Origin of the sequence: Glycocaulis abyssi (genome assembly GCF_041429775.1) — a bacterium.
Taxonomy (GTDB): Bacteria; Pseudomonadota; Alphaproteobacteria; order Caulobacterales; family Maricaulaceae; genus Glycocaulis; species Glycocaulis abyssi.
Window position 1 is genome coordinate 2,466,506 of sequence record NZ_CP163421.1, and the last position, 23,732, is coordinate 2,490,237.

A 23,732-nucleotide genomic window follows, 5' to 3' on the forward strand; every position below is an offset into this window, starting at 1 on the left:
TTAACAGCCATTGGAGACCTGTTTCGGGTGTTGTTCCTTGCCTGTCAGGCATATTGCAGGCATTACGCAGGTCAAAATCTGCAGATATGACGGAGCGCCTTTTCCATGCGTGTGGCAATGATCGGTACAGGCTATGTCGGCCTGGTCTCTGGAGCCTGTTTTGCCGATTTCGGCCATCAGGTGACCTGCATCGACAAGAATGAGGAAAAGATTGCGCTTTTGCGATCTGGCGGGGTGCCGATCTATGAGCCGGGCCTTGACCAGCTGGTTCAGCGCAATGTGCGCGAGGGCCGCCTCGACTTTGCCACCGACCTGACCGAGGCCGTGCGTGCCGCCGACGTTGTCTTCATTGCCGTTGGTACGCCGTCGCGCCGCGGCGATGGTCATGCAGACCTCACCTATGTGTACGCCGCCGCCGAAGAAATTGGTCAGGTCATGGACGGCTTCACCGTGGTGGTGAACAAGTCGACCGTGCCGGTGGGTACCGGCGACGAGGTTGAGGCGCTGATCCGCAAGGTGCGCCCCGACGGGGATTTTGCCGTCGTATCCAACCCTGAGTTTCTGCGCGAGGGCGCGGCGATTGACGACTTCAAGCGCCCTGACAGGGTGGTTGTGGGTACCGAAAACGCCCGTGCGCGCGATGTGATGCGCGAGCTCTACCGGCCTCTTTTCCTCAACGAAACGCCGATTGTCTTCACCTCGCGGCGCACGTCTGAGCTCATCAAGTATGCGGCCAATGCCTTCCTCGCCATGAAGATCACCTTCATCAACGAGATGGCCGATCTGTGCGAGTCGGTGGGCGCGAACGTGCAGGAAGTCTCCAGGGGTATCGGCCTTGATGGCCGTATCGGCGCGAAATTCCTCCATGCAGGTCCGGGCTATGGCGGTTCCTGCTTCCCCAAGGACACGCTGGCTCTGGTGCGCACCGCGCAGGAGGCAGACACGCCCTTACAGCTGGTGGAAGCGACCGTGCGGGTCAATGATGCCCGCAAGCGGGCGATGGCTGACAAGGTGATCGCTGCCTGCGGCGGGGACGTATCGGGCAAGACGATCGCGGTGCTGGGCCTGACCTTCAAGCCCAATACCGACGATATGCGTGAGGCGCCGAGCCTCGACATTATCCCCGCGCTTCAGGCAAAGGGTGCGCGCGTGCGCGCCTATGACCCGGCCGGGATCGAGGAAGCGGAGAAGCTTCTCAAAGACGTCGAGTACACGACCGGCCCCTATCTGGCGCTGGAAGGTGCTGACGCCGTGGTCATCATCACCGAGTGGAACGAGTTCCGCGCGCTGGATGTCGACCGGCTCAAGGCCGCGCTGAAATCACCCATCGTGGTGGACCTGCGCAATATCTACGATCCGGCAGAGATGAAGGAAGCCGGTCTCATCTATACCAGCGTGGGCCGGCCCTAGCGGGCGGCCAGCGGCCCGATAGCCGTCATTATGTGATAGAGCATGCTGGCGGGGATATCCTTGGCCAGCGGCGCTCCGTCGCGGTCATAGGCGTCCATCCAGCCGCCCTGACAGGCATCGGCCAGATAGGTCGCGCGCAAGCTTTCGAGCAGGCGTTCTGCCTCGCCCGGCGCAGCCGTTTCAGGGTGACGCAGGCGCGCGCGCAGCATCTCCAGCTGCGGCCATAGACGCCGGTTCGCATCGATTATCCCGCCCGTCGTGTCCACGCTGTTATGGACAAAGCCGCTTTCGCGATCGCGGCCCTTGGTGTCGGCAAAACCGATCAGCCGCCGCCGCCAGCTGATAAGGTCGTGGCCGGTTCGCGCCTCGTACTCGGCCAGCAGCCAGGCCCATTCATGGCAATGGCCCGCTTCGGTGCGCCACGGGCCGCTGCCCCTTGACCAGTCTGCGTGCAGATACTCGATCACCGCCCCGCTGGCCGGATGGAAGAAGCTGTCTTCAAAGCGGTCCACGCAAAGGCGCGCACAGTCCAGCGCATCGGCAGAGCCACTGGCAGCCTCTAGCGCCAGACACGCTTCCAGCAAGTGCATGTGCGGGTTCGCGGCGCGCACATCGGGTGCCATTTCAGGGTCGTAAAACCCTTCGCCGGAACTGTCCGACATGCGGCTTGTCATGAAATCAAGCGCTTCCAGCGCCAGCTCCAGCGCCCGCGTCTCGCCAAAAGCCTGAAAGGCGGATGCACCGGCGAGGATGACGAAGGCATGGTCATAAAGCCCGCGTCTTGGGTCCAGAGGCGTGCCATCCCGGTCCAGACGGTGCACCCATCCGCCTTGGGATGCGCGGGCCGGGCCATCAAGATATTCCAAGCCTAGCATGGCGATCCGGCGTGCCTCGCCCTTGTCCCAGCCCAGTAGGGCGGCCTGTGAGAAGGCGAATATCTGGCGCGGGATGACCCGCATGCGCCGCTCCCGCTCTGGCTGGGGCGCGCCCTCCAGGGTCAGGCTTTCAACAAATCCGCCCTTGCCGGCATCCCAGGCGCTGCGCGCCCACAAGGGCAGGCAGGCGTCAAACAGCCAGTTGCGCGCCCAGCCTGCGGCCTCGCCTGAGAGGTCGGTAATGGTCTGTGCGGCACTGACCAGCGGCTTGATGCCGGCCGCCTCGTCAAGACGGGTTACGATGACCGCATCGCGGGTGGCGGCGATGGCAAGCCCCTCCACGCCCTTCACCGCGATGACCGGACCTTCGCTGCGTATGTAGCTGCCTGTCACGTCCTGCATAACGGCCGGGCCGTGCACGGCGTTGCCGTCCTTGTCGGCGTCTGACAGGGCGCTCAGCGCGGCATAATCGCCGACATCGCTCCAGCCCATATCGGCCGGCACCAGGCTGGCCAGCGCCGTCTTTTCCATCACGGCATAGTCAATGCTGATGGCGGGCGCAGCGGCAAATGCCGCGCGCGCAACGATGCGCGCGTCAATGGCCGTATCGGTCGTCGCGCCCGCCAGTGCCTCGCGCGCTGCCGACAGCACAGACGGCGCCTCGCGCTCCAGCTCGCCCAGCATCACATCCGCCCGGAACAGGAATATGCCCGCATTCCAGAAATACTCGCCCGAGGCGAGATAGTCTCTGGCGGTGGCGAGGTCAGGTTTCTCGACAAAGGCTTCCACCTTGCGCACCGCCCCTGCTTCGCGGGCACGGATATAGCCATAGCCGGTTGCCGGGTGGTCAGGCGTGATGCCGAAAACGACGATACGCCCGTCCGCGGCGGCCTCCGCCCCGCTGGCGATGGCATCGAGGAAGCGTTCAGGCCGGGCGATGTGATGGTCTGCGGGCAGTATCAACACCAGCGCATCAGGCTCGGCCAGCAGGGCGGCCAGCGCGACGGCGGGAGCGGAATCGCGCGCCACCGGCTCCAGCACCAGATCGGCTGCAGGCAGATGCGCACGCAGCAAGGCGCCATGGCGCGCCGAACCGATGGCGGTCAGGGACGAAAAGCGCAGATCGCTGCGCGTCTCCCCCTCCAGCCGCAACGCCGTCTCGGCCAGCATGGTGCGTCCCGAAGGCAGGCTGAGAAAGGGTTTGGGACGCAGCGCGTCTGACAGGGGCCAGAGCCGGGTTCCCGCCCCGCCGCACAGGATGAAAGGCGTAATCGCGTGCGCACTCATTAGCGGTCCTGCCCCTCTTCTCCCCTCCCGGCCAGACATAGGTGCCGGTGCCTCTCTGGGAGGTCTTTGCCCATAGCCCGCTTCGCCCGGACATGGCCAGTTTGCGCCAGGTCACCGGCGCGTGGTGCTCACATTGATGGCAAAACCGGTGAAAGAGCGCTTAAGGCGCGGCGGCAAACCAGATCGTGTGCATCGGACCCTTGCCGTTTTCACGGGCACGCACCCTCACTTCGTCGACACGGAAGCCCGCCTGTTTCAGCCTCTGGGTAAAGGCCCGGTCAGGGCTTGCAGACCACACGGCGAGCACCCCGCCGGGCTTTAGCGCCGCGTGGGCGCGGGCAAGCCCCTGCATGCTGTAAAGGCCATCATTGGCGGGCCGCGTCAGGCCATCGGGGCCGTTATCAACGTCCAGCAGGATCGCGTCATAGCTCTGCCTGCCCGCCGCGATCTCCGCGCCGACATCGCCAATGCGCAGATCGACGCGGGGGTCATCAAGACAGCCTTCAGTCATCGCCTGCATGGGGCCGCGCGCCCAGTCGATGATCCCGGGAACCAGCTCTGCAACGACAATCCGGGCATCACGCCCGAGCTCCGCCAGTGCCGCGCGCGAGGTAAAGCCCATCCCGTACCCGCCAATCAGCAGCCGGGGCGCGGGGCGTGCGCCCAGCCTCTGGCATGTGAGTGTGGCGAGCGCCTTTTCAGAGCCGCTCATACGGCTGCTCATCAGCTCGTTGCGATCCAGCATGATGATGAAGGCATTGTCGTGCCGGACCAGCCGCAGCGGCGGGCCGCCGGGAACTTCAGCCTCGCCAATCAGCTCGCGCGGTTTCATTTTTGCCGGGCTTTACGAGCCGCATAGCGCGCATCACGCGCGGCCTTCAGTTCAGCTTCGGTCCGCTGTGCTGCTTCGGCTTCTGCCGCTGCTTGCGCCTTGGTGGCCTCTGCCCTGGCCAATCTGGCCGCAGCCGCCTCGGCCTTTCTGGCAGCACGGCGCTCCTCGCGGGCAGCCTGCGCCGCCTTGCGTTCGGCCATGACGGCCGGATCGGGCGCCGGCCTGTTGCGCAATTGCTCGACCGCTGCCTGTCTGGCGGCGCGTGCCGCCGCTGCGCGCTCATTGAAATCGGGGGATTTGAACCCTGCCATCATCTTTCCACTGTGTTGCGGCGAGCATTTTTATCGCCGGAGAGCGCAGCCTATACCCCTATCCGCGCGGCGCTTCTCCATCCTCTAGCAGAACCGCCTACCTGCCCTGCAAGCGGCGCAGGCCGCTGGGACATCACCCCTTGCGCACCAGGATCATTTTCTCGTGCGTCATATCGCGCAAGGTGAAGGGGATGCCGCCCGTGCCGTAGCCGGACTGTCTGCGGCCTGCGAAGGGCATCCAGTCGGTGCGGAAGGCGGTCGGATCGTTGATCATCACCGCCGAGGCGTCGAGATGATTGGCGGCGTGCATCGCCACATCGATGTCCTGCGCGAAAATGCTTGCCTGGAAGGCGGTCGGCAGGCTGTTTGCCCGCGCTATCGCCTCGTTCAGGTGGTCATAGCGGTAGACCGCGACCACCGGCCCGAATACTTCCTGCGTCGATATTTTCGCATCCGGTGCCGGATCGAGCAGCACGGCAGGCCGCAAGGTCGTTTCCGACAGGCGGTCGCCGCCGGTGGCAAGCCTTGCGCCTCCGCTTACCGCCTCGCGCGTCCATTCCGATACGCGCTCGGCTTCACGCGGCAGGATGAGCGGGCCGACCTCGGTGTCGCTCAGAACCGGGTCTGCCGTGCGCAAGCTTTCCACACGCGCGACCAGTCTCTGCGTGAAGTCCTCGGCAATGTCTGCGTGGACGAAAATCCGCTGTGTCGACACGCAGACCTGCCCGGCATGGTAGAAGCCGCCCTTGACGATAGGCTCGATGATCTTCGCAAGGTCCGCGCTTCGGTCGACAATGGCAGGCGCTGCGCCGCCATGCTCCAGCGCCACGCGCGTCCCCGGAGCCGCTTTCGAGCGCAGCGCCCAGCCGACTTTCGCTGATCCGATAAAGCTCAAAAACGCGATGCGCGGATCGGTCGCGAGCTTTTCCGCCAGCTGATTGTCGTCCGTGATGAAGGTCTGGCACCAGGGTTCGGGCAGCCCGGCCTCGTGCGCCATCGCCACGAAATCGAGGCAGGAGAGCGGCGTCGTGATCGCCGGTTTGACGATGACCGGGCAGCCGGCCGCGATGGCGGGCGCGACCTGATGGACGATCAGATTGAGCGGGTGGTTGAATGCCGAGATGGCGGCAACGACCCCGACAGGCTCTTTTGTCGTGAACGCCCAGCGGCCTTCAGAGGCCGCTGACAGGCCCATCGGAATTTCCCGGCCTGCAAGGTTTCGCAGCTCGTCTGCTGCATTATGGACCCCGTCAATGGCACGCGTCGTTTCGACAATGGCGTCAGGCAGAGGCTTTCCGCCCTCTCGCGCGATCTGCATGGCGAGATGGTCGCGCTTGGCCTCCATCAGGCCAGCCAGCCTGCGCAGGATTGCCACGCGCTCATGGGGCTGGCGCCAGCCAGTCCGGTCCGCGAACACGCGCACAGCCGCTTCGAGTTTGCGCTCCAGCGCGCCCGTGTCGTCTGTTTCGATTTGCGCGATCAGGGCGCGGTCATAAGCCTGTACGACTTTCAGCATGTTCAAACCCTCATCCCGTCCACGGTCATCGGTTCAGGCAAAATCCACATCCGGTGAGCGGTTACGCAATTCGTCCACCAGCACCCGCGTATTTTCCGAATAATCGATCGGCACATCGACCAGATGGACACCGCCACCGGTGAAGGCGGCCTCCAGCGTTGGCACCAGCTCCTCCACGGACGTCACCCGCGATCCTTTGGCTCCGTAGGCTTGCGCGTAGCGCACAAAGTCCGGATTGGCGAAGCTCATGCCGAAATCGGGGAATCCATCAACGGCCTGCTTCCAGCGGATCATGCCATAGGCGCTGTCATTGAGGATCATCACGACAAGGTTCAGCCCCAGCCGCACCGCCGTTTCCATCTCCTGCGAATTCATCATGAAACCGCCATCCCCGCAGACCGCGAGCACCCGCCTGCCCGGGTAGAGCATCGCAGCCATCATGGCCGAGGGCAGGCCCGCGCCCATCGTGGCAAGCGCGTTGTCGAGCAGCAGCGTATTGGCAACGTGCGTGCGGTAATTGCGGGCGAACCAGATCTTGTACATGCCATTATCGAGGCACACGATGCCGTCCTCCGGCATCACCTTGCGCACATCATGCACGATGCGCTGCGGCGTGGCCGGAAAGCGGTCTTCCTCTGCGCGGTCATTGAGGCGGGCGAGGATTTTCTGGCGCAGCTTCAGCATGGCCTGATCCGGCGGCAGACGGCTATCCAGCCGCTCTGCGAGCGCTTCGACAGACGCCCCGATATCGCCGATCAGTTCGAAATCGGGGTGGTAGACCTGTTCCACACTCGCCGAATGGTAGCCGACATGAATGACTTTCGGCCCGCCAGCGCTCTCCATCAGGAAGGGCGGCTTCTCCACCGTGTCATGGCCGATGGCAATGATCAGGTCAGCGTGCTCGACGGCCTCATGGACATAATCCCCTTCCGAGAGAGCGGCTGTCCCGAGGTAAAGATCGGAGCCGCCGGTGACGGCGCCCTTGCCCATCTGCGTATTGAAGAAGGCGAGCCCCGTACGGCGGACGAATTGCGATAACGGCTCAACGAGGGATGGCCGGTTGCCCGCCGCGCCAATCATCACCAGCGGATGTCTGGCAGCCAGTATCATCTCAGCGGCCTTGTCCAGCGCTGACGGGCCTGCAATCGCGCGTGCCACCTCATGGACAGGAATTACGGACGCGCCGAGAGCATCCTCCGACGCGACATCTTCGGGCAGTTCGAGGTGAACCGGTCCGGGCCGTTCCTCCATCGCGATGCGGAAGGCATCGCGCACGGTTGCCGGGATGGCCGCCGCACTGACGATTTGGCGGGACATCTTGGTCAGCGGCTTCATCGAGGCGACAATATCAACGATCTGGAAGCGGGCCTGCCTGGCGCTCATCACCGGCTTCTGCCCCGTGATGAGGATCATCGGCATGGCACCGAGATGGGCATAGGCCGCGCCGGTTGAAAAATTCAGCGCTCCGGGGCCAAGCGTGGCAAGGCAGACGCCCGGCCTGCCAGTCAGCCGTCCATGGGTCGCCGCCATGAACGCCGCCGCCTGCTCGTGCCGGGTCAGGATCAGCTCTATGCGCGAGGTTCGCAAGGATTCCAGAAGGTCGAGATTTTCCTCGCCGGGTACGCCGAATATCCGGTCCACGCCCTCATTCTCGAGCGCGGCCACCAACAGGTCCGACCCTTTCGCCATTGCATGAACTCCCCGAACTGGCTTCTTCAACACGGCACGGCCATCAGACACGAGCCGCCCCGTGGTTGTGCCACTCCCTGAGCGCGCGCGGAAGAGCCACATCCCGGCCGGCTCTGTCGCGTAACGCGGAACGCTTGGCCGGGTCTCTAACGCTCTGAACTGGCCATTCCTGCCCTGACAGGCCGGTCCGGGGGGTTCCAGTTTACGCGACACAGATAAGCAAATTGCAGGTCTAGCTGGAGCGCAGGCGGGACGATACGACTTTGGACCAGCCACATCCGGCAGTCTGTCCGAGGTTGAAGCCATGAGTTGGAACCCTGCAATCGAGCCCGGTTGTCCTGACGATGCCGGCAGTGACGCCATTGAGACCCTCATCATCCCGCGCACCCGTGATCTCGGTGATTTCGAGGTCCGGCGCGCCCTGCCAGCATCGAAGCGGCAGATGGTCGGGCCGTTCATCTTCTTCGATCAGGCCGGACCGGCAGAATTGCTGACCGGACACGGCGTCGATGTACGCCCGCATCCGCATATTGGCCTTGGCACCGTCACCTATCTGTTCAAGGGCGATTTCCATCACCGCGACAGCACGGGTGCCGATCAGATCATCAGCCCCGGCGCGCTCAACTGGATGGTTGCCGGGCGCGGCATCACCCATTCCGAGCGCACCTCGGCAGAGGCACGCAAAGGGCCCAACAGCCTTTTCGGCATACAGACCTGGCTGGCCCTGCCTGACAGCCATGAGGACGTGGACCCGAGCTTTGAACATTTCGGCAAGGAGACCCTGCCCGTGATCGAGGATCACGGCGTATCGGTCCGCCTCATTCTCGGAAACGCCTACGGCAAGGCTGCGCCTGCGGTCATGTTTTCCGAGACATTCTACGCCGATGTGAAGCTAGAGCCGGGAAGCCGCCTGCCCATGCCCGACAATCATGAGGACCGCGGCATCTACATCGTTGAAGGCTCGATATCGGTCGCCGGCCAGGAATTCGGCGCCGCGCAAATGATGGTCTTCCGCCCCGGCGACCCGATCACGGTTGCCGCCGGAGAGCGCGGCGCGCGTCTGATGATCCTTGGCGGCGCGACATTCAGCACGCCGCGCTTCATCTGGTGGAATTTCGTCGCCTCCAGCCGTGAACGCATCGAGGAAGCCAAAACTGAATGGCGCGCGGAGAACTGGGGGCAAGGACGCTTCGACCTGCCGGTCGATGACCGGGACGAGCATATCCGCCTGCCCGACTGATCCGCACTGCCCACGGGGCCGCCCGCCGGACTCAAACCGAATGGAGAACAAGAGACATGAACAGCAACTGGCCCCAAATCGATTATCTCAGCTGGCGTGAGACCTGTTCAGCGCTTCATCTCTATCTGCAGATCGTGGGCAAATACCGGCTGGCGCACACGCCCTGGGTCAACCATTCCTGGAACGCGACCTTCTACGTTACGCCGAGAGGGCTGGCATCCTCGCCCATCCCTGACGGGCCGGGCATTGAAATCCTGTTCGACTTTCTCAATCACAAGGTCGTCGGCACATGCGGGGAAGGCCGTGAGCGATCATTTGATCTGGAGCCATCCACCGTCGCGGCCTTCCATGCCCGCTTCGTGAAACTGGTCTCCGAGCTCGGCGGTAACCCGGCCTTCCATGGCAGCCCGAACGAGGTGCCATTCCCGGTTCCCTTTGCCGAGGATGACCGCGACCGTCCCTATGACCGGGAGGCCGTGCGCAACTTCCACAAGGCACTGATCTCGATTGACAAGGTCTTCAACCGGTTCCGCACCTCTTTTCTTGGAAAATCCAGCCCCGTTCACCTGTTCTGGGGTGCTCTCGACCTCGCCGTGACCCGGTTTTCGGGACGCCGCGCGCCGCTTCATCCCGCCGGGATTCCGGCGCTGCCCGATGACGTGGCGCAGGAAGCCTATGACCGCGAAGTCTCGTCAGCCGGTTTCTGGCCGGGCGGCAATGGCATCGATTACCCGGCCTTCTACGCCTATGCCTATCCGTCGCCCGGCAATTACCGCGCCGCGGCCGTCCAGCCCGAAGCGGCCTTCTGGCACGAAGACCTGTCCGAATTCGTCCTTCCCTATGACGCCGTGCGTTCAGCCCCCGATCCGGAAAAGGCTCTGATGGCCTTCCTCGTCTCCACCTACGAGGCGGCGGCGGAACTGGGCGGGTGGGACCGCGACCTGCTGGAATGTGACCATGGAGAACCGCGCAAGGTCCGCGCCCCCGATGCGGCGGTGGTGACAGCCGCGCCCGCCATCGGAGACGAAAAGGTCGAGCGCGAGGATGGCCCGGCAAAGGGCCGCTACCTTCTGGTCATTGACGGCCATGAGGCCGAAATGACCTACAGCCGGGCCGGCGACGGCATGATCATCATCGATCACACCCATGTTCCAGACACGTTGCGCGGCCGCAAGGTCGGCGAACGGCTGGTGCGCCAGGCCGTCGAAGATGCCCGCCGGGACGGGGTCACTATCGTCCCCCTCTGCCCGTTCGCCAAGGCACAGATAGACCGCCACCCGGAATGGCAGGACGTGATCCGCAAACCGCAGACATGAGGGGCGCTCTGCGATAACCGGCGCGGTGTGCGCCTGATAGCCCCAAGCAGTTGTTAAGTATCAACAAAAGGAAATACTATCATGGCTAGCATCACGACATCCGACGGCACGCAGCTCTTCTACAAGGACTGGGGACCCAAAGACGCCCAGCCTGTCATGTTCCATCATGGCTGGCCTCTGAGCGCCGATGACTGGGACAACCAGATGCTGTTCTTCCTGTCTGAGGGCTACCGGGTCATCGCGCACGACCGGCGCGGACATGGCCGCTCTGACCAGACCGACACGGGTAACGATATGGACACCTATGCCGCCGATGTCGCGGCGATCACCGAGGCGCTGGATCTGCGCGATGCGATCCATATCGGACACTCGACCGGCGGGGGCGAGGTCGCGCGCTATGTGGCCCGCGCCAAGGCCGGACGCGTCGCCAAGGCCATCCTGATCGGCGCGATTCCTCCCGTCATGGTGCAGTCGGCATCGAACCCTGACGGTGTTCCGATGGAGGTGTTTGACGGTATGCGCTCCGCACTGGCGGCAAACCGCGCCCAGTTCTTCCTCGACATACCCAGCGGCCCCTTCTTCGGCTTCAACCGTGAAGGCGCGACGGTCAGCCAGGGCATGATCGACAATTGGTGGCGTCAGGGCATGGCGGGCGGTGCAAAGGCCCACTATGACTGTATCGCCGTCTTCTCCGAGACCGACTTCACCGAAGACCTGAAGGCCATCAATCTTCCCGTCCTGCTGATACATGGCGAGGACGATCAGATCGTGCCGATCGCGAACTCCGCCCACAAGGCGATCAAGCTTCTCAAGCATGGCACGCTGAAGACCTATCCGGGTCTGTCGCACGCCCCGTTCGCCACGCACCCGGACATCATCAACGCAGACATGCTCGCGTTTGCCCGCCCGGCCTGACGAAGCGGACATCCTGGTCACGCCGGAGGGCCGGTCTTTGCCAGCCGAATGACCAGAGGCTTGGGGGATGTTGCATCGTAGCCGGCAATCATCCCCCGCACCCTTCGCCAGCATTACAGCAGGAGAGAAACTCCCATGAAGATCGCTCGGATCAACCCGCCGGAGCTGCCGAACACGGAAGAGATCGGATACTCCCAGATCTCGGTCGTCGAACCTGGCCGCATGGCATACATTTCAGGACAGGTCGCGGTGCCGCCGGACGGTGCGCCGGTTCCGGCCAGCCTTGCAGACCAGATGAAGATCGTTGCCCGGAATGCGCGGGCGGCGCTGGAGGCGCTTGGCGCCAGCGCGAAGGATATCGTCATTGCGCGCTGCCTCGTCGCGGACCTTACGCCCGAACGGCTTGAACAGCTCATGCCTTCGCTGCTGGAACTCTTCGACGGCGCTCGTCCCAGCCTCACCGGATATGGAGTGGCTGCCCTCGCCGCACCAGAGTTTCAGGTCGAGCTGGAAATGACCGTTCGCCTGCCAGACTGACCTGCCCCCCTGAATAGCCTATGCGTCCCAGCGTCGCCCTGGGACATCGCCCAGCACAAAGGACCATGAAATGCCCACGCTCTACTACGCTCCCGGCGCATGCTCGCTGGCACCCCATATCGTTCTGGAATGGATCGGCGCGCCTTATGAGGCCGTCAGGGTCAAGCACGGATCTGAAGAATTGCTGGCGGTGAACCCTGCCGGCGCCGTGCCGACGCTCCGCGAGGATGATGGCTGGCTTCTCACGCAGGCTGGCGCGATCCTTGACTATCTGGCAAACAAGCACCCGGAGGCCGGGCTTTCCGGTGGCGACAGCCTGCGCGCCAGGGCCGAGGCGCATCGCTGGTCGGCTTTTCTGACGTCGGATGTTCATGCCGCCTTCTGGCCGGTCTTCATGCCCTTCCGCTACACGGCCGATGAGGGCAAGGAGGCGCGGCGCGCGGTTGTCGAGGCAGGGCACAAGCTGGTCGCCAAGCAGTTCGACATACTGAACACTCACCTCGACGGGCGCGAGCACATGCTGGATGGCGGCCGCTCGGTGATCGACGCTTACGCGTTTCCGATGATCCGCTGGGCGCAAAAGATGCTGCCCGGTGGGCTTGAGCCCTACGCAAACGTGCAGGCGCTCCATGACGGGCTGGCTGCTGACCCCGCCGTGCAGAGGATTCTCGCCAGAGAGGCGGGCAAGTAGCTTTCATGGCGCCCGTGGCTTCAGCTCAGGCCAATAATCTCAAGCAGGTAGGAATCCAGCTCCGCCTCGGTCATGTCGCAAGCGGCCAGCATCATGCGCTCGGCATCTGTGCCCACCGCCACCCTGCTCGCCGGGGCATCCCCATGCGCGATGTCGATAATGCGCGCCGCTGCGCTGGCCGCATCCATGCCGGCCGCCTGTATGGCCTCAAGCCGTCCGGACGCGGTACGAAAAGCCTTGCCATAGAGCTTGCGATACTGCCGGGGCAGGGCCGCACTATCCGGCGAAATCCTCTCGTCATTTTTCAATGCGCCGAGCCGGACGAGGGTGACGTCAATGCCGAACGGTTTCAGCTCGGTGCGGTACAGGGCTGAAAACGCTTCGATGGCCGCTCCCGACGCGCCTGATGGCCCGTCGAAGGCAAGCGGCACGCGCCCGGCCCAGCCAGTTATCTGCACGATGCGGCCGCGCGCGCTGCGCAGGGCTGGCAGATAGGCGTTAATTACTGCCAGCGCCCCGAAGACATTCATCTCGAAAACCCGACGGAGGGCGTCCTGCGCCAGCGCCTCTACCGGTCCGCGCGCGTACTCGCCCGCAGTGCTTACAAGGAGATCCAGACCTGCCGGGCCGAGCGCGTCGGCCACGCCGCAGGCCCAGGCGTCCACAGCAACGGCGCTGGTCCTGTCGCAGACCATCAGGCTGACGCGCCCGGCGGAAGCTTCCTTGAGCTCCTGCGCCTCTTCCAGGGACGCGGCCGTCCCGAAAATGATATAGCCCCGCGAGGCAAGCCCGAGCGCGATCTCGCGCCCGAGCCCTGCCCCGGCGCCCGTGACGACGCCGGAGCGGCCCGGGCGCGAAGAGGCCGGTTTCATCTGGTGCCTGCTCACTAGCTGGCGGCGTCAGGCACCGGCGTGTTGAGCAGCTGTTGCTCCCACAGAAAGGCGATGCCGCTCCCGGCAAGGTGCTCGATCACCACATCGACGAGCCCACCAGCGGTTTCAGCCCGCGCCCAGTCGCGCTGCCACTCCGAGGCCAGCGCCACCCAGGTCATCATGTTGATGCCCGCTGCGATCATGCGCTGGATGGCCACCTGATGGCCCTCGACCGAAATACCACCGGACGCGTCGGTGATGACCGTCACGTCCCAGCCTTCGCCTGCCGCCTGGATCGCGGGCATCGCAACGCAGATTTCGGTCCACAGCCCTGCGATGACCAGTTGCTTGCGCCCGGTCGCCTTGACCGCATCGACAACCTTGGGGTCCTCCCAGGTGTTGATGAAGGTGCGGTCAATCACTGTCTGGCCGGGAAACACGTCCGTGATCTGGGGAAAGATGCGCCCGCCGCGATCTTCAACGACGCTGGTCAGGATCACCGGTACGCCGAAGACCTTGGCGGCCTTCGCCAGCCCTGCGGCATTGTTCACCACCATGTGCGGATCGTGGCTGTTCAGGTTGGCGAGCTGGTAGGGCTGGTGGTCTATCATCACCAGCACTGAATCTTCCGGGCGGAGAAGTGAAGAAAGTCCGTTTCTGAAAGTCATGACAATATCCTTTGCTGTCACAACGCGTGGGACTGTCCTTCGAAGACACATTGCGGGCCCACATCGTCTGCAGCCAGTATCGTCATGGGTGGAGTTGGCGCGGTAGCGCCTTCCGGCGGCTAGCTGTGTCGCGAAAAGAGGAACACGGCCCCGGCAAAGCGCCTGACCGTGCGCCTCAGCCGGGCGTGCCGGCAACGTCGGGTGCCTTTGCAAAGCACTCGATGAGCATCTCGGTGAGGACCCGGACCTTCCTGGAAGGATGCTGGCCGGGAGGCCGGACGACGAAAATTCCGGCTTCGCGGATGGGATAGCGCGTCATCACAGGCACGAGCGCGCCCGATACCAGGTGTTCCTGGATCAGCGCATCGGGAAGATAGGCAATACCCACAGAGGCCAGCGCCGCAGCGACCAGCGCCGTTCCGTTATCGGCCTTGAACCGCCCCTGGGGGCGAACCGGCACCACCTGGTCGTCATCCATGAACTGCCAGGTTTCCGTGCCCTGCATGACAGCCTCATGGCTGGCAATATCGGCCGGAGTCTCAGGCGCGCCGTAAGTCTCGATATATTCCGGGGTCGCGACCAGCTTGCCGTAGATCGGTCCGACGCGTCTGGCGATCAGGTTTGAATCGGCGAGATGGCCGACCCGGATGGCGCAATCAAACCCTTCTGAAATGATGTCCACGAAGCGGTCACCATAGGAGGTGTGGATATGCAGGCTGGGATGGCGCCGCGCCATGTCTGCCAGCACCGGCGCAAAATGGGTGGGGCCAAAAGAGAGCGGCGCGGCGACACGCAGCCGGCCGCGAAGCTCGCCGGCGGGCAGGATCGTCTCTCTGGCCGCATCCATCTCGGCGCACACGCGCGCTGCATGCTCGCGGAAGGTGGTGCCCGCTTCGGTCAGGGCTGCGCCGCGGGTGGAGCGCGCCAGCAGTAGCACGCCGAGTTCCGCTTCAATCCGGGCCAGCCTGCGGCTGACGATGGACTTGGATACGCCGAGGCGCAGCGCAGCTGCGGAAACGCCTCCCGCATCAGCCACTTCGACAAATGTGCGCAATTCTTCAATGTCCAAATCTGCGTTCCTCGTATGGCAACGCAGTTGCCCGTCTGACCGTACTATCGCAGCAAATCCGGCAACGGCAATAGCGTGTTTGCGAGGCAGGCTGCCGGAGCCTTCAATGCCCGCAACCCGTGTGCCGCTGTCAGGGCTTTTAGGCGCTGTATAGCTGGCCCGTTCACAATAGTGCGTGTTCCAGCAAGCTCCGGAAAGCGGATATGGTCTGCGTGACGGCGCCGGACGATATGCAGCGTTCGTCGTCTGTTTCGACATGATGGAACCGGTGAGTGCCAAAAACGCCCGCAACCGGCGCGTAGCCTGCCTCGATCACGTTCCTCAACTCGCCCGCAGACAGGTTTTCGCTGGAATATGGCGCTTCCAGACCGGCCAGTCCGGTAAAGGCCTCGCGTGCTGCGGGTACAAGATGCGGGCTGACCACCAGATAGCGCTGGGAATCGGTACCCGGCAGCGGCCAGCTCTCGTTGGTGCCCTCATGCCAGTCCCGCGCAGCCAGATTGGCCCCTAGATGCAGCCAGAACGCGGTTTCCTGCGGGGTTGGCGCAACGGCGTGAAGCAGCTCTTCTGCGCCAAGATATTGATATTCATGGCCGCTATTGCAGACAAAGGCGAGGTCATAGTCCGGCGCGCCCTGCACCGTCCAGCGCGCAAAATGCAGCCAGGCGGCAATACCGCCACCGCGCTCCCCTGCACAGGTGAACCAGCCGGAACGCGGCGTCGAGACCACCAGCCATCGCCCACGCCCGCGATCTAGCCTTCCCACAAGATTGAAGGCCCGTCTACGCCCGCCCCGCCCGGTGACGATCAGGGTCACGGCGCGGCCCTCCATGGCGGCAGCGAGAAACGGGGCCGCATCCTGCGGTGCCAGTAGGGCGACGGGCCGGGAATACAGCGGTTCGCGGCCATGCGTGTTCAGCGCGATGATCTTGCCGCTGGGCCCGTTCGTGATGATGACCACGGCAGCTGCCCCGCCCTCGAAGGCAGCCGCGACAGGCTGCGCAACGCCTGGCCAGAACATGGACGACCAGCGGCCAAAGGCCAGATCAACCAGCGCTATCGCGCCGTCCAGGGGACGGTCTGAACGCCCGTGTGCGTCCACCCGGACAACCGGCGCGGTAATCCCGCCGGCGGGTGTGGTCTGGACAATCGGCACCGGCCATACAGTCGTGGACGTGCTGCCGGTTCTCAGTTCAGCCTGCGCGGCTTCGAAAAAGGGCACGTCGAAATATTGCCGGTCCGTCTGGAGACCTGCCGCCCGCAGCTCGCCCTCCAGCCAGACGCCGCACGCATCGTCTCCGGCTCCGCCGGACTGCTTGTTTCCAAGGCTGATATAGCGATCAAGATCGCGCGCGGTCTGATCGTCATGGGGCCGCGCCTGTGCCATCGCACCAGCGCCGAGTGCCAGCGGAGCCGTGGCCGATGCCGCCAGAAATCCGCGCCGGGTCGCGCCGCCGGCCGAATATACCGCATGGGTCATTGATCTCTCTCCTCCCCTGTTTTGGCCAAAATCTAGCAGTGACAAGCGGTCAATAGCAACATTCACACGCGAGTGAGTGAATGTTGACTCAACCCGAAACCCATGGTTCTCTTTTCTCCAGCGTCGGCACCCATGATCGGCGCAGTGGGAGGGAAACCAATGAAGGCTTTACTATTCGCGTCGGCGAGCGTCGGCGCCCTCATCATGGCTGCGCCTGTATCTGCGCAGACCGATTCCAGCCAACCAGCAGAAGAACGCGTGGCCCAAGCCCGCGATATCATCACCGTCACAGCAACACGCCGTGAGGAAAGTCTTCAGGACGTTCCCTTGAGCATCACCACCTTCTCGCAGGACGAGCTCGATGCGCGTGGTATTGTCGGCTACGAAGGTCTGGCGTTTGAAACCCCCGGCGTTGTGCTGAACCGCGCCAGCGCCAACTTCAACAATTTCACCGCGCGCGGCATCGCCACCAACGGCTATAATGCCAATCTGCAAAGCGCCGTGGCGATCTATGTCGATGAACTGCCGATCTCGTCGAACGGCAATTCAACCATCCTCGATCCCAGCCTCTACGATGTGGAGCGCATCGAGTTCCTGCGCGGCCCGCAAGGCACGCTGTTCGGGTCCGGTTCGCTGGCTGGCGCACTGCGCATCATCACCCACGCACCCAACCCTAACGCGTTCGAGTTCTCGGCTCTGGCCGATATCGGTGTGACCGGATCGGACTCGCTGCGCCAACGCTACAACGCCATGGTCAACATTCCGCTTGTGGAGGATCAGTTGGCGCTGCGCATTGTCGGCCATGTGCGTGATGAAGAAGGCTATATCGATAATATCGGCACCGGCATCGACAATGCCAACGCATTGGAATCGTGGGGCGGCGGGCCACACTGCTCTGGCAACCGACTGACCGGATGTCGATCCAGCTGCGGGTGTCGCACGAGGATAGCAATCCCCAGGATTCCTCGATTGTGAACCCGACGCTGGGCCGCGATAAGCGGATATCCGACCGGCCGGACCGGTTCGCTGGTGTGATGACCAACTACAACGCCACAGTGCGCTATCAGTTCGAGGGTGCAGAGCTGGTCAGTTCGTCAACCTGGTCGGAATACGAGGCCCAGTTTTATGTGGACCTGGCCGGCACGTTCGGCGAGCTGACCCGCCCCATCCCGTTTGCTCTGGATGCCGATGGTTGGGACGAGACCTTCGTTCAGGAGATCCGGCTGGTCTCGGACGCGGGCGGGCGTTTCGACTGGGTGATTGGCGGCTTCTATTTTCACCGTCAGCGCGACGTGGACTATAATTACCGCTCGTCACAGCCCTTCCTCGATGCGCTGGGGATGAGCGTCAGCTTGCCCGATGAATACTACCAGCGCTTCCAGAGCTATTTCATCTCCGAGGAACAGGCGCTGTTCGGTGAGCTGACCTATCGCTTTACCGAGGATTTCTGGGTGACGGGTGGTCTGCGCTATGGCAGCACCGAGACCCAGGGCTTCACGCGCGCCGGCGGATACAACTCCAACTACCTGACCAACGCCCTGTTCGGAATTCCTGGGCCGCTGACCATCACGCCCGTTCCAGCCGCAACCGGCGTTCCCGCAACCCAGGAAGGCCCATCCTACCGTTTCAGCGCCTCGTGGCGGCCGGTGCCGAACATTACCACTTACGCGGCCGTGGCGACCGGCTTCCGCACGCCAATCGTCAACGCCAGGGCAGGCGCGGTGAGTGCGCTTGACCCCAACGACATCATCATCCCCGATGGGGCCGATTCCAATGATCTCGTCAGCTATGAGGCAGGCATCAAGGGTAGCTGGTTCAATAACCGCCTGTTTGCCAACCTCGCCGTCTATCACATCAACTGGAACGATATTCAGGTGCAGGCCAACCGGGTGTCGGACTCTGTCCAGTTTGCCACCAATATCGGCGGCGCGCGCAGCCAGGGCATTGAGTTCGAGCTCATGGCCCGCGCTACCGACAACCTCACGATCTCCCTCAACGGGTCGCTGAACGAGGCCAAGGTGACGTCACTGACGCCTGAAGAGGCGGCCATATCGGGGGCCGTGGAAGGCGCGCGCCTCGCGGGCCCGCGCTTCCAGGCATCCATGCTGGTCAACTACAATTTCGATCTGATGGCCAATGCCGAGGGCAATGCCTCGCTTGCAGTCTATCATGTGGGCTCGTTCCCCGGCTCCTTCCCGAACGTGCCAGGCCAGCCCGGTGTCGTCAGCCCGACCTTTGGTTACACGGAGGCTCATACGGTCGCCAACGCCACTATCGCCGCTGCCTTCGAGCGGTTCACGGTCGGGGCCTATGTCGAGAACATTTTCGACGACGACTCCATCAACTATGTCCACCCCGAAGCCTTTATCTCCAACCGCTTCGGCGTCGTACGTCCGCGCACGATCGGCGTCCGCGTCGGGTATAGCTTCTGATGGTGGTGTCCAATCCGGCGGCAGCTCCGGGCGCGCAAGCTGCGCGCCCGGGCGCCTATGCCTGGGCCGTGCTGGCGGCTTTGTGCTTTGTGTACGTGCTGAACTTCCTCGACCGTCAGCTTCTCTCCATACTTGCCAAGCCCATTCAGGACGAGCTGGGTATCTCTGACGGCCAGATTGGTCTCATCAGCGGGCTCTATTTCGCGATGTTCTACTGCATCCTCGCCATTCCGGTGGGGTTGCTGGCGGACCGGACCAACCGGGTGAAGGTGCTCGCCTTTTCATGCGGCCTGTGGAGTGCGGCGACAGCCGCCTGCGGTCTCGCGGCGAACTACCCCCAGCTGGCCGCAGCACGCATGGCGGTAGGGGTTGGCGAGGCAGGCGGCGTGCCGCCTTCCTACGCCATCATTTCGGACTATTTCCCGCCCGGCATGCGCGGCACCGCGCTCAGCCTGTTCAATCTTGGCCCGCCCATCGGCATGGCGCTGGGCATCGCCTTTGGCGCATCCATTGCCGCGGCCTATTCTTGGCGACTGGCGTTCATCTGGATCGGCGTGATTGGCGTTCTCACAGCCGTTTTCATCTGGTTCTGGATGCGCGAACCCAAGCGCGGCGGTCTGGATGCCAAGCCGGCCTCTGCAGACGAGCCCGTCGCAACGCTGGTTGATGCCACCGACACCCCTCCCGCGGCCGATACCGCAGCCGTACCGGCAAAATCTCCCTTCTGGGGGACGGTGCGCCTGTTCTTCACCGACCCGGTGCTCTTGCGGGTATCGATCGCCTGTGCCGCGACCCAGTTCATGACCTATGCCGTACTGAACTTCACCGTGCTGTTCCTGATGCGCGAAAAAGGCATGGAACTCGGCGATGTCGCTATCTGGTACGCCATCGTGATCCTTCTGGGTGTCGGCGGGGGCATGTTCGTCTCCGGCCGGCTGATCGACAGATGGGGGCCGCGCAACAAGACGGCCTATGCCTGGCTGCCCGCTATAGGGCTGGCGCTGGCGGTGCCGTTCTTTGCTGCTTTCGTGTGGGCGCCGAGCTGGGAGCTGGCACTGGTCTTCCTGCTGATCCCGACCGGCCTGAACTATTTCTACCTGTCGCCCTCAGTGGCGCTGGTGCAGGAAGAGGTGCGGCCCGATCAGCGCGTGGTGGCTGGCGCACTCCTGCTGCTGGTGATGAACCTTGTCGGCCTGGGCTTCGGCCCGACCTATCTGGGCTTCATGAGCGATTTCTTCGCCCGGACCAATCCGGAAAACTCGCTCCAGCTCGCCTTCTACACGCTGATCCCGGTCTATTTCGTCGCCATCGCCATGTTCTTCTGGCTGGCGCGCGCGCTCAAGCGTTCCGGCAAGGAGGCCGCAGCATGACGGGCAGAATCCTTCTCGCGCTGGCAGGGGCGGTTTCGCTGTCCCTGCCAGCCATTGCCTGCGCCAGAACGCCTGCGCAGGTGGATACGCCTGCTGGCACCCTGCAGGGTACCAGCGAGGCCGGCATCACCGTGTTCCGGGGCATTCCCTATGCCGAAGCGCCCACCGGCGAGCGCCGCTGGCAAGCGCCAGTGCCTGCCACGGACTGGGAGGGCGTGCGGGACGCCACGGCGTTCGGCCCGGTCTGCCACCAGCCGCCTTCACGGCCCGGCAGCATCTATGCCGAGGAGCGTGCAGAGATGAGCGAGGACTGCCTCTCGCTCAATGTCTGGGCGCCTGAAAATGCCGAAAACGCGCCTGTGTTCGTCTGGATACATGGCGGATCGCTGATTGGCGGTGCGGGCAGCGATAGCATGTATGACGGCGCCCGGCTGGCCGCTGAAGGTCTGGTCGTTGTCACGATCAACTACCGGGTTGGCATTCTCGGCTTCCTCGCTCACCCCGAACTCAGCGCGGAATCGCCGGACAATATCTCGGGCAATTATGGCCTGCTCGACCAGATCGAGGCCTTGCGCTGGGTAAACCGGAATATCGCCGCCTTTGGCGGTGATCCGGCCAACGTAACGATAGCGGGCGAGTCTGCCGGTGCGCTCTCGGTCATGTATCTGATGGGCGCGCCCGCAGCCCATGGCCTGTTTGCCCGCGCCATCGCCCAGAGCGGATACATGGTCTCCGCGCACACGCTGCGCGGCAATCCGCATGGCGTGCCGTCAGCGGAGGAGATGGGCGTGTGGCTTGCCGGTCAGACCGGCCATGAAAACCTCGCCGCCTTGCGCGCTGCCGATCCGCAGGACCTGACCATGGCCTCGGCCATGACCGGGTATTTCCCCTTCCCGGCGATTGATGGCCATGTCCTGCCCGATCAGCTTGTCGATCAGTTCGACCGGGGCGAGCAGGCACAGGTACCGATCCTTGCCGGGTTCAATGAGGGCGAGATCCGCTCTCTGCGTTTCCTGCTGCCTGAAGCGCCGGAAACTGGCGAGACCTACACCGCAGAGATAGAGGCGCGCTATGGCGAGCTGGCACCAGCCTTTCTGGAGCTTTATCCCGCCGGCGATCTGGAAGAGAGCCTGCTGGCGATCACGCGTGACGCCATGTATGGCTGGACGGCGATGCGCCTCGTGCGCAGCCAGAACGCGGCCGGTCACGCCTCCTATCTCTACTATTTCAACCACAGCTACCCGGCAGCCGATGAGATGGACCTGCATGCCTTCCATGCTGCGGAAATTCCGTATGCGTTCGGCACGCTGGACCGCACACCGCCCTACTGGCCTGCGATCCCGGAAACCGCACGGGAGACAGCGCTCTCCGATGCCATGGTTGGATACTGGGTGTCCTTTGCCCGCGATGGCGTACCGGTAGCCGAGGGCTTCCCCGCCTGGTCTGCTTACGGTGACACGCAAGCCTATATGGAGTTTGCCGGAGAGCCGCGCCCGGGCGCCGGTCTGATGCCGGGCATGTTCGAGCTTCACGAGGACGTCGTTTGCCGCAGACGCGCGGCAGGCATCGCCTGGAACTGGAATATCGGGATCATCTCCCCGCCTTTGCCTGCAGGAGCGCCCGAATGCCGGTAATGCATGGAGCGATGCAGGACTTCACCCTCACGCTCGACAAATTCCTTGACCATGCGGCCAGCTGGCACCCCGGCACTGAGCTGGTAACGGCAGGTGATAACGGCATCGAGACCCGTACCGGTTATGCCGCTGTGCGTCAGCGCAGTGTGAAGACCTCGCACGTGCTTGCCGGTCTGGGCGTACAGCCCGCAGAGTGCGTAGCCACGCTGGCCTGGAATACGCAGGCCCATGTCGAGGTCTGGTACGCCATCATGGGCATGGGGGCGGTCTGCCACACCCTGAACCCGCGCCTGACCGCTGCTCAGCTCGCCGATATGGCGGCCCAGTCCCAGGCGCGCGTGCTGATAACCAGCGTGGACCTTCTGCCGCTGGCCCGCGAGCTGGCGGCCAAGGCACCGGCTATCGAGCACCTTCTCGTCATTGATGCAGGCGAAATTCCCGCTGGTCCCGGCCTGAAACCCTCGCCGCTTGAACCCATGCTGGCTTCGGCGTCAGATGAGGAAATCTGGGGCGGGTTTGAGGAAACCGCGCCATGCGGGCTGTGTTTCACCTCTGGCACCACAGGCGCGCCCAAGGGCGTCACCTACACCCACCGCGCCAGCTTCCTGCACACGCTGCGCCAGCTGCAGGCTGATACGATGGGCATATCGAAGACGGACAGCGTTCTGGTGGCCGTGCCCATGTTCCACGCGAACGCATGGGGGCTCACCTTCGCCCTGCCTGCGGTAGGCGCAAAAATGGTGCTGCCGGGTCGGCATCTCGACCGGGCCCGGCTGGCTGCTCTCATCAATGCCGAAAAGGTGACTGTGGCGGTCGGCATCGCGACCGTCTGGCTAGGCGTTGTGGAGCATCTGGAAGCGACCGGCGGACAGACGCCCAGCCTGAAACGGGTAGTGGTTGGCGGTGCGCCGCTGGCCCCTGCCCTGATGGCCCGGTTCGAGCAGGTGCTGGGCGTGACCATCCAGACCAGCTGGGGCATGACCGAGCTGTCGCCGGCGGGCACGTTTGCCCGGCCTGATGACCCGGACAGGTCTGCAGAGAAATCCGGCAGACCCGCTATCGGCGTCGACCTGCTTATCACCGATGCTGATGGCAATCCCCTGCCACAGCAGCGTGGAAGTGAAGGCCATCTCCACGTACGCGGCGCAGCCGTGGTTGCGCGCTATTTCGGGCAGGATAAATCAGCCCTCAACGCGGATGGCTGGTTCTCAACCGGAGACCTCGCCCGCATCGACGAGGGCGGTAATCTCATCATCACGGGGCGCGCCAAGGATCTCATCAAATCCGGCGGCGAGTGGATCAATCCGGCAGAGATCGAGGCGGTGGTCAGCCAGCATCCGGGCGTATCGCTGGCAGCCGTTATCGGGCGGAGTGACCCAAAATGGGGAGAACGCCCTATACTGCTGGTTCAGACGCGTGAGGCAGATTCGCTCAGCGATGAGGCTCTATTGGAGCCTCTACGCAGCCGGGTGGCTCCGTGGTGGATTCCCGATGCGGTTATCCGTATTGAAAACATGCCCTTGGCACCCACGGGCAAAATCGACAAGCAGCGTTTGAGAGCGGATTATGGCAGCAACTAGACCGGACA

Annotated in this window: 20 protein-coding genes; 11 read left to right on the forward strand and 9 right to left on the reverse strand. The window is 63.7% G+C overall.

Annotated features, from left to right (window positions below; genetic code table 11):
- Nucleotides 1–105: 105 nt before the first annotated feature.
- Complete coding sequence (locus tag AB6B38_RS11970) at nucleotides 106–1,410, forward strand: UDP-glucose/GDP-mannose dehydrogenase family protein (protein ID WP_371393084.1); 1,305 nt, start codon at nucleotides 106–108, stop codon at nucleotides 1,408–1,410.
- On the opposite strand, the gene AB6B38_RS11975 is transcribed toward AB6B38_RS11970, so the two are convergent.
- The 5 genes from AB6B38_RS11975 to AB6B38_RS11995 all read right to left on the reverse strand — a co-directional run bounded on the left by AB6B38_RS11975 (nucleotide 1,407) and on the right by AB6B38_RS11995 (nucleotide 7,920).
- Nucleotides 1,407–3,572, reverse strand: a complete 2,166-nt coding sequence (locus AB6B38_RS11975; RefSeq protein WP_371393085.1) for an AGE family epimerase/isomerase — start codon at nucleotides 3,570–3,572, stop codon at nucleotides 1,407–1,409. The two genes, AB6B38_RS11970 and AB6B38_RS11975, sit on opposite strands and share 4 nt — an antisense overlap.
- A 160-nt stretch (nucleotides 3,573–3,732) precedes the next feature.
- Nucleotides 3,733–4,404: a spermidine synthase gene (locus AB6B38_RS11980; RefSeq protein WP_371393086.1), complete on the reverse strand. Its 672-nt coding sequence runs from the start codon at nucleotides 4,402–4,404 to the stop codon at nucleotides 3,733–3,735.
- The gene (locus AB6B38_RS11985; protein ID WP_371393087.1) at nucleotides 4,401–4,715 is read right to left on the reverse strand and encodes a DUF6481 family protein; all 315 of its coding nucleotides are present in this window, start codon (nucleotides 4,713–4,715) and stop codon (nucleotides 4,401–4,403) included. The genes AB6B38_RS11980 and AB6B38_RS11985 overlap by 4 nt, the downstream gene beginning before the upstream one ends.
- A 133-nt stretch (nucleotides 4,716–4,848) precedes the next feature.
- Nucleotides 4,849–6,231, reverse strand: a complete 1,383-nt coding sequence (locus tag AB6B38_RS11990) for an aldehyde dehydrogenase family protein (RefSeq protein ID WP_371393088.1) — start codon at nucleotides 6,229–6,231, stop codon at nucleotides 4,849–4,851.
- A gap of 33 nt (nucleotides 6,232–6,264) precedes the next feature.
- A complete protein-coding gene (locus tag AB6B38_RS11995; protein ID WP_371393089.1) occupies nucleotides 6,265–7,920 on the reverse strand; it encodes an acetolactate synthase large subunit in 1,656 nt (551 codons plus the stop codon).
- Nucleotides 7,921–8,224: 304 nt separating this feature from the next.
- Here AB6B38_RS11995 and AB6B38_RS12000 point away from each other — a divergent pair, with 304 nt between their 5' ends.
- The 5 genes from AB6B38_RS12000 (at nucleotide 8,225) to AB6B38_RS12020 (ending at nucleotide 12,619) form a co-directional block, all read left to right on the forward strand.
- A complete protein-coding gene (locus AB6B38_RS12000; RefSeq protein WP_371393090.1) occupies nucleotides 8,225–9,160 on the forward strand; it encodes a pirin family protein in 936 nt (311 codons plus the stop codon).
- A gap of 56 nt (nucleotides 9,161–9,216) precedes the next feature.
- Entirely contained in the window at nucleotides 9,217–10,476 is a 1,260-nt protein-coding gene (locus AB6B38_RS12005) for a DUF5996 family protein (protein WP_371393091.1), read from the forward strand.
- A gap of 81 nt (nucleotides 10,477–10,557) precedes the next feature.
- On the forward strand, nucleotides 10,558–11,391 hold the full coding sequence (locus AB6B38_RS12010) for an alpha/beta fold hydrolase (RefSeq protein WP_371393092.1): 834 nt from the start codon (nucleotides 10,558–10,560) through the stop codon (nucleotides 11,389–11,391).
- Nucleotides 11,392–11,526: 135 nt separating this feature from the next.
- Nucleotides 11,527–11,928 carry a RidA family protein gene (locus AB6B38_RS12015; protein ID WP_371393093.1) on the forward strand — a complete coding sequence of 134 codons (402 nt, stop codon included), beginning with the start codon at nucleotides 11,527–11,529 and terminating at the stop codon, nucleotides 11,926–11,928.
- A gap of 70 nt (nucleotides 11,929–11,998) precedes the next feature.
- Nucleotides 11,999–12,619: a glutathione S-transferase family protein gene (locus AB6B38_RS12020; RefSeq protein ID WP_371393094.1), complete on the forward strand. Its 621-nt coding sequence runs from the start codon at nucleotides 11,999–12,001 to the stop codon at nucleotides 12,617–12,619.
- Between the two features lie 20 nt (nucleotides 12,620–12,639).
- On the opposite strand, the gene AB6B38_RS12025 is transcribed toward AB6B38_RS12020, so the two are convergent.
- From AB6B38_RS12025 to AB6B38_RS12040, 4 genes are all read right to left on the reverse strand, one after another.
- A complete protein-coding gene (locus tag AB6B38_RS12025; RefSeq protein ID WP_371393095.1) occupies nucleotides 12,640–13,491 on the reverse strand; it encodes an SDR family NAD(P)-dependent oxidoreductase in 852 nt (283 codons plus the stop codon).
- 14 nt (nucleotides 13,492–13,505) lie between these two features.
- Nucleotides 13,506–14,159, reverse strand: coding sequence for a hydrolase (locus AB6B38_RS12030; RefSeq protein ID WP_371393096.1), 654 nt, complete (start codon nucleotides 14,157–14,159; stop codon nucleotides 13,506–13,508).
- 175 nt (nucleotides 14,160–14,334) lie between these two features.
- A complete protein-coding gene (locus AB6B38_RS12035; RefSeq protein WP_371393097.1) occupies nucleotides 14,335–15,228 on the reverse strand; it encodes a LysR family transcriptional regulator in 894 nt (297 codons plus the stop codon).
- A 163-nt stretch (nucleotides 15,229–15,391) separates the two neighbouring features.
- On the reverse strand, nucleotides 15,392–16,708 hold the full coding sequence (locus tag AB6B38_RS12040) for a twin-arginine translocation signal domain-containing protein (protein WP_371393098.1): 1,317 nt from the start codon (nucleotides 16,706–16,708) through the stop codon (nucleotides 15,392–15,394).
- A gap of 159 nt (nucleotides 16,709–16,867) precedes the next feature.
- Between AB6B38_RS12040 and AB6B38_RS12045 the strand changes: the two genes are divergently transcribed.
- Genes AB6B38_RS12045 through AB6B38_RS12065 form a run of 5 tightly spaced genes read left to right on the forward strand, consistent with a single transcriptional unit; the run spans nucleotide 16,868 to nucleotide 23,724 of the window.
- Complete coding sequence (locus AB6B38_RS12045; protein WP_371393099.1) at nucleotides 16,868–17,683, forward strand: TonB-dependent receptor plug domain-containing protein; 816 nt, start codon at nucleotides 16,868–16,870, stop codon at nucleotides 17,681–17,683.
- Nucleotides 17,623–19,140: a TonB-dependent receptor domain-containing protein gene (locus AB6B38_RS12050; protein ID WP_371393100.1), complete on the forward strand. Its 1,518-nt coding sequence runs from the start codon at nucleotides 17,623–17,625 to the stop codon at nucleotides 19,138–19,140. Before AB6B38_RS12045 ends, AB6B38_RS12050 begins: the two co-directional genes overlap by 61 nt.
- Nucleotides 19,140–20,510 (forward strand): spinster family MFS transporter, encoded by a 1,371-nt coding sequence (locus tag AB6B38_RS12055; protein ID WP_371393101.1) that lies wholly within the window; start codon nucleotides 19,140–19,142, stop codon nucleotides 20,508–20,510. The genes AB6B38_RS12050 and AB6B38_RS12055 overlap by 1 nt, the downstream gene beginning before the upstream one ends.
- Nucleotides 20,507–22,144: a carboxylesterase/lipase family protein gene (locus AB6B38_RS12060; RefSeq protein ID WP_371393102.1), complete on the forward strand. Its 1,638-nt coding sequence runs from the start codon at nucleotides 20,507–20,509 to the stop codon at nucleotides 22,142–22,144. Before AB6B38_RS12055 ends, AB6B38_RS12060 begins: the two co-directional genes overlap by 4 nt.
- Complete coding sequence (locus AB6B38_RS12065) at nucleotides 22,135–23,724, forward strand: AMP-binding protein (protein WP_371393103.1); 1,590 nt, start codon at nucleotides 22,135–22,137, stop codon at nucleotides 23,722–23,724. Before AB6B38_RS12060 ends, AB6B38_RS12065 begins: the two co-directional genes overlap by 10 nt.
- The last annotated feature ends 8 nt before the right edge of the window (nucleotides 23,725–23,732 follow it).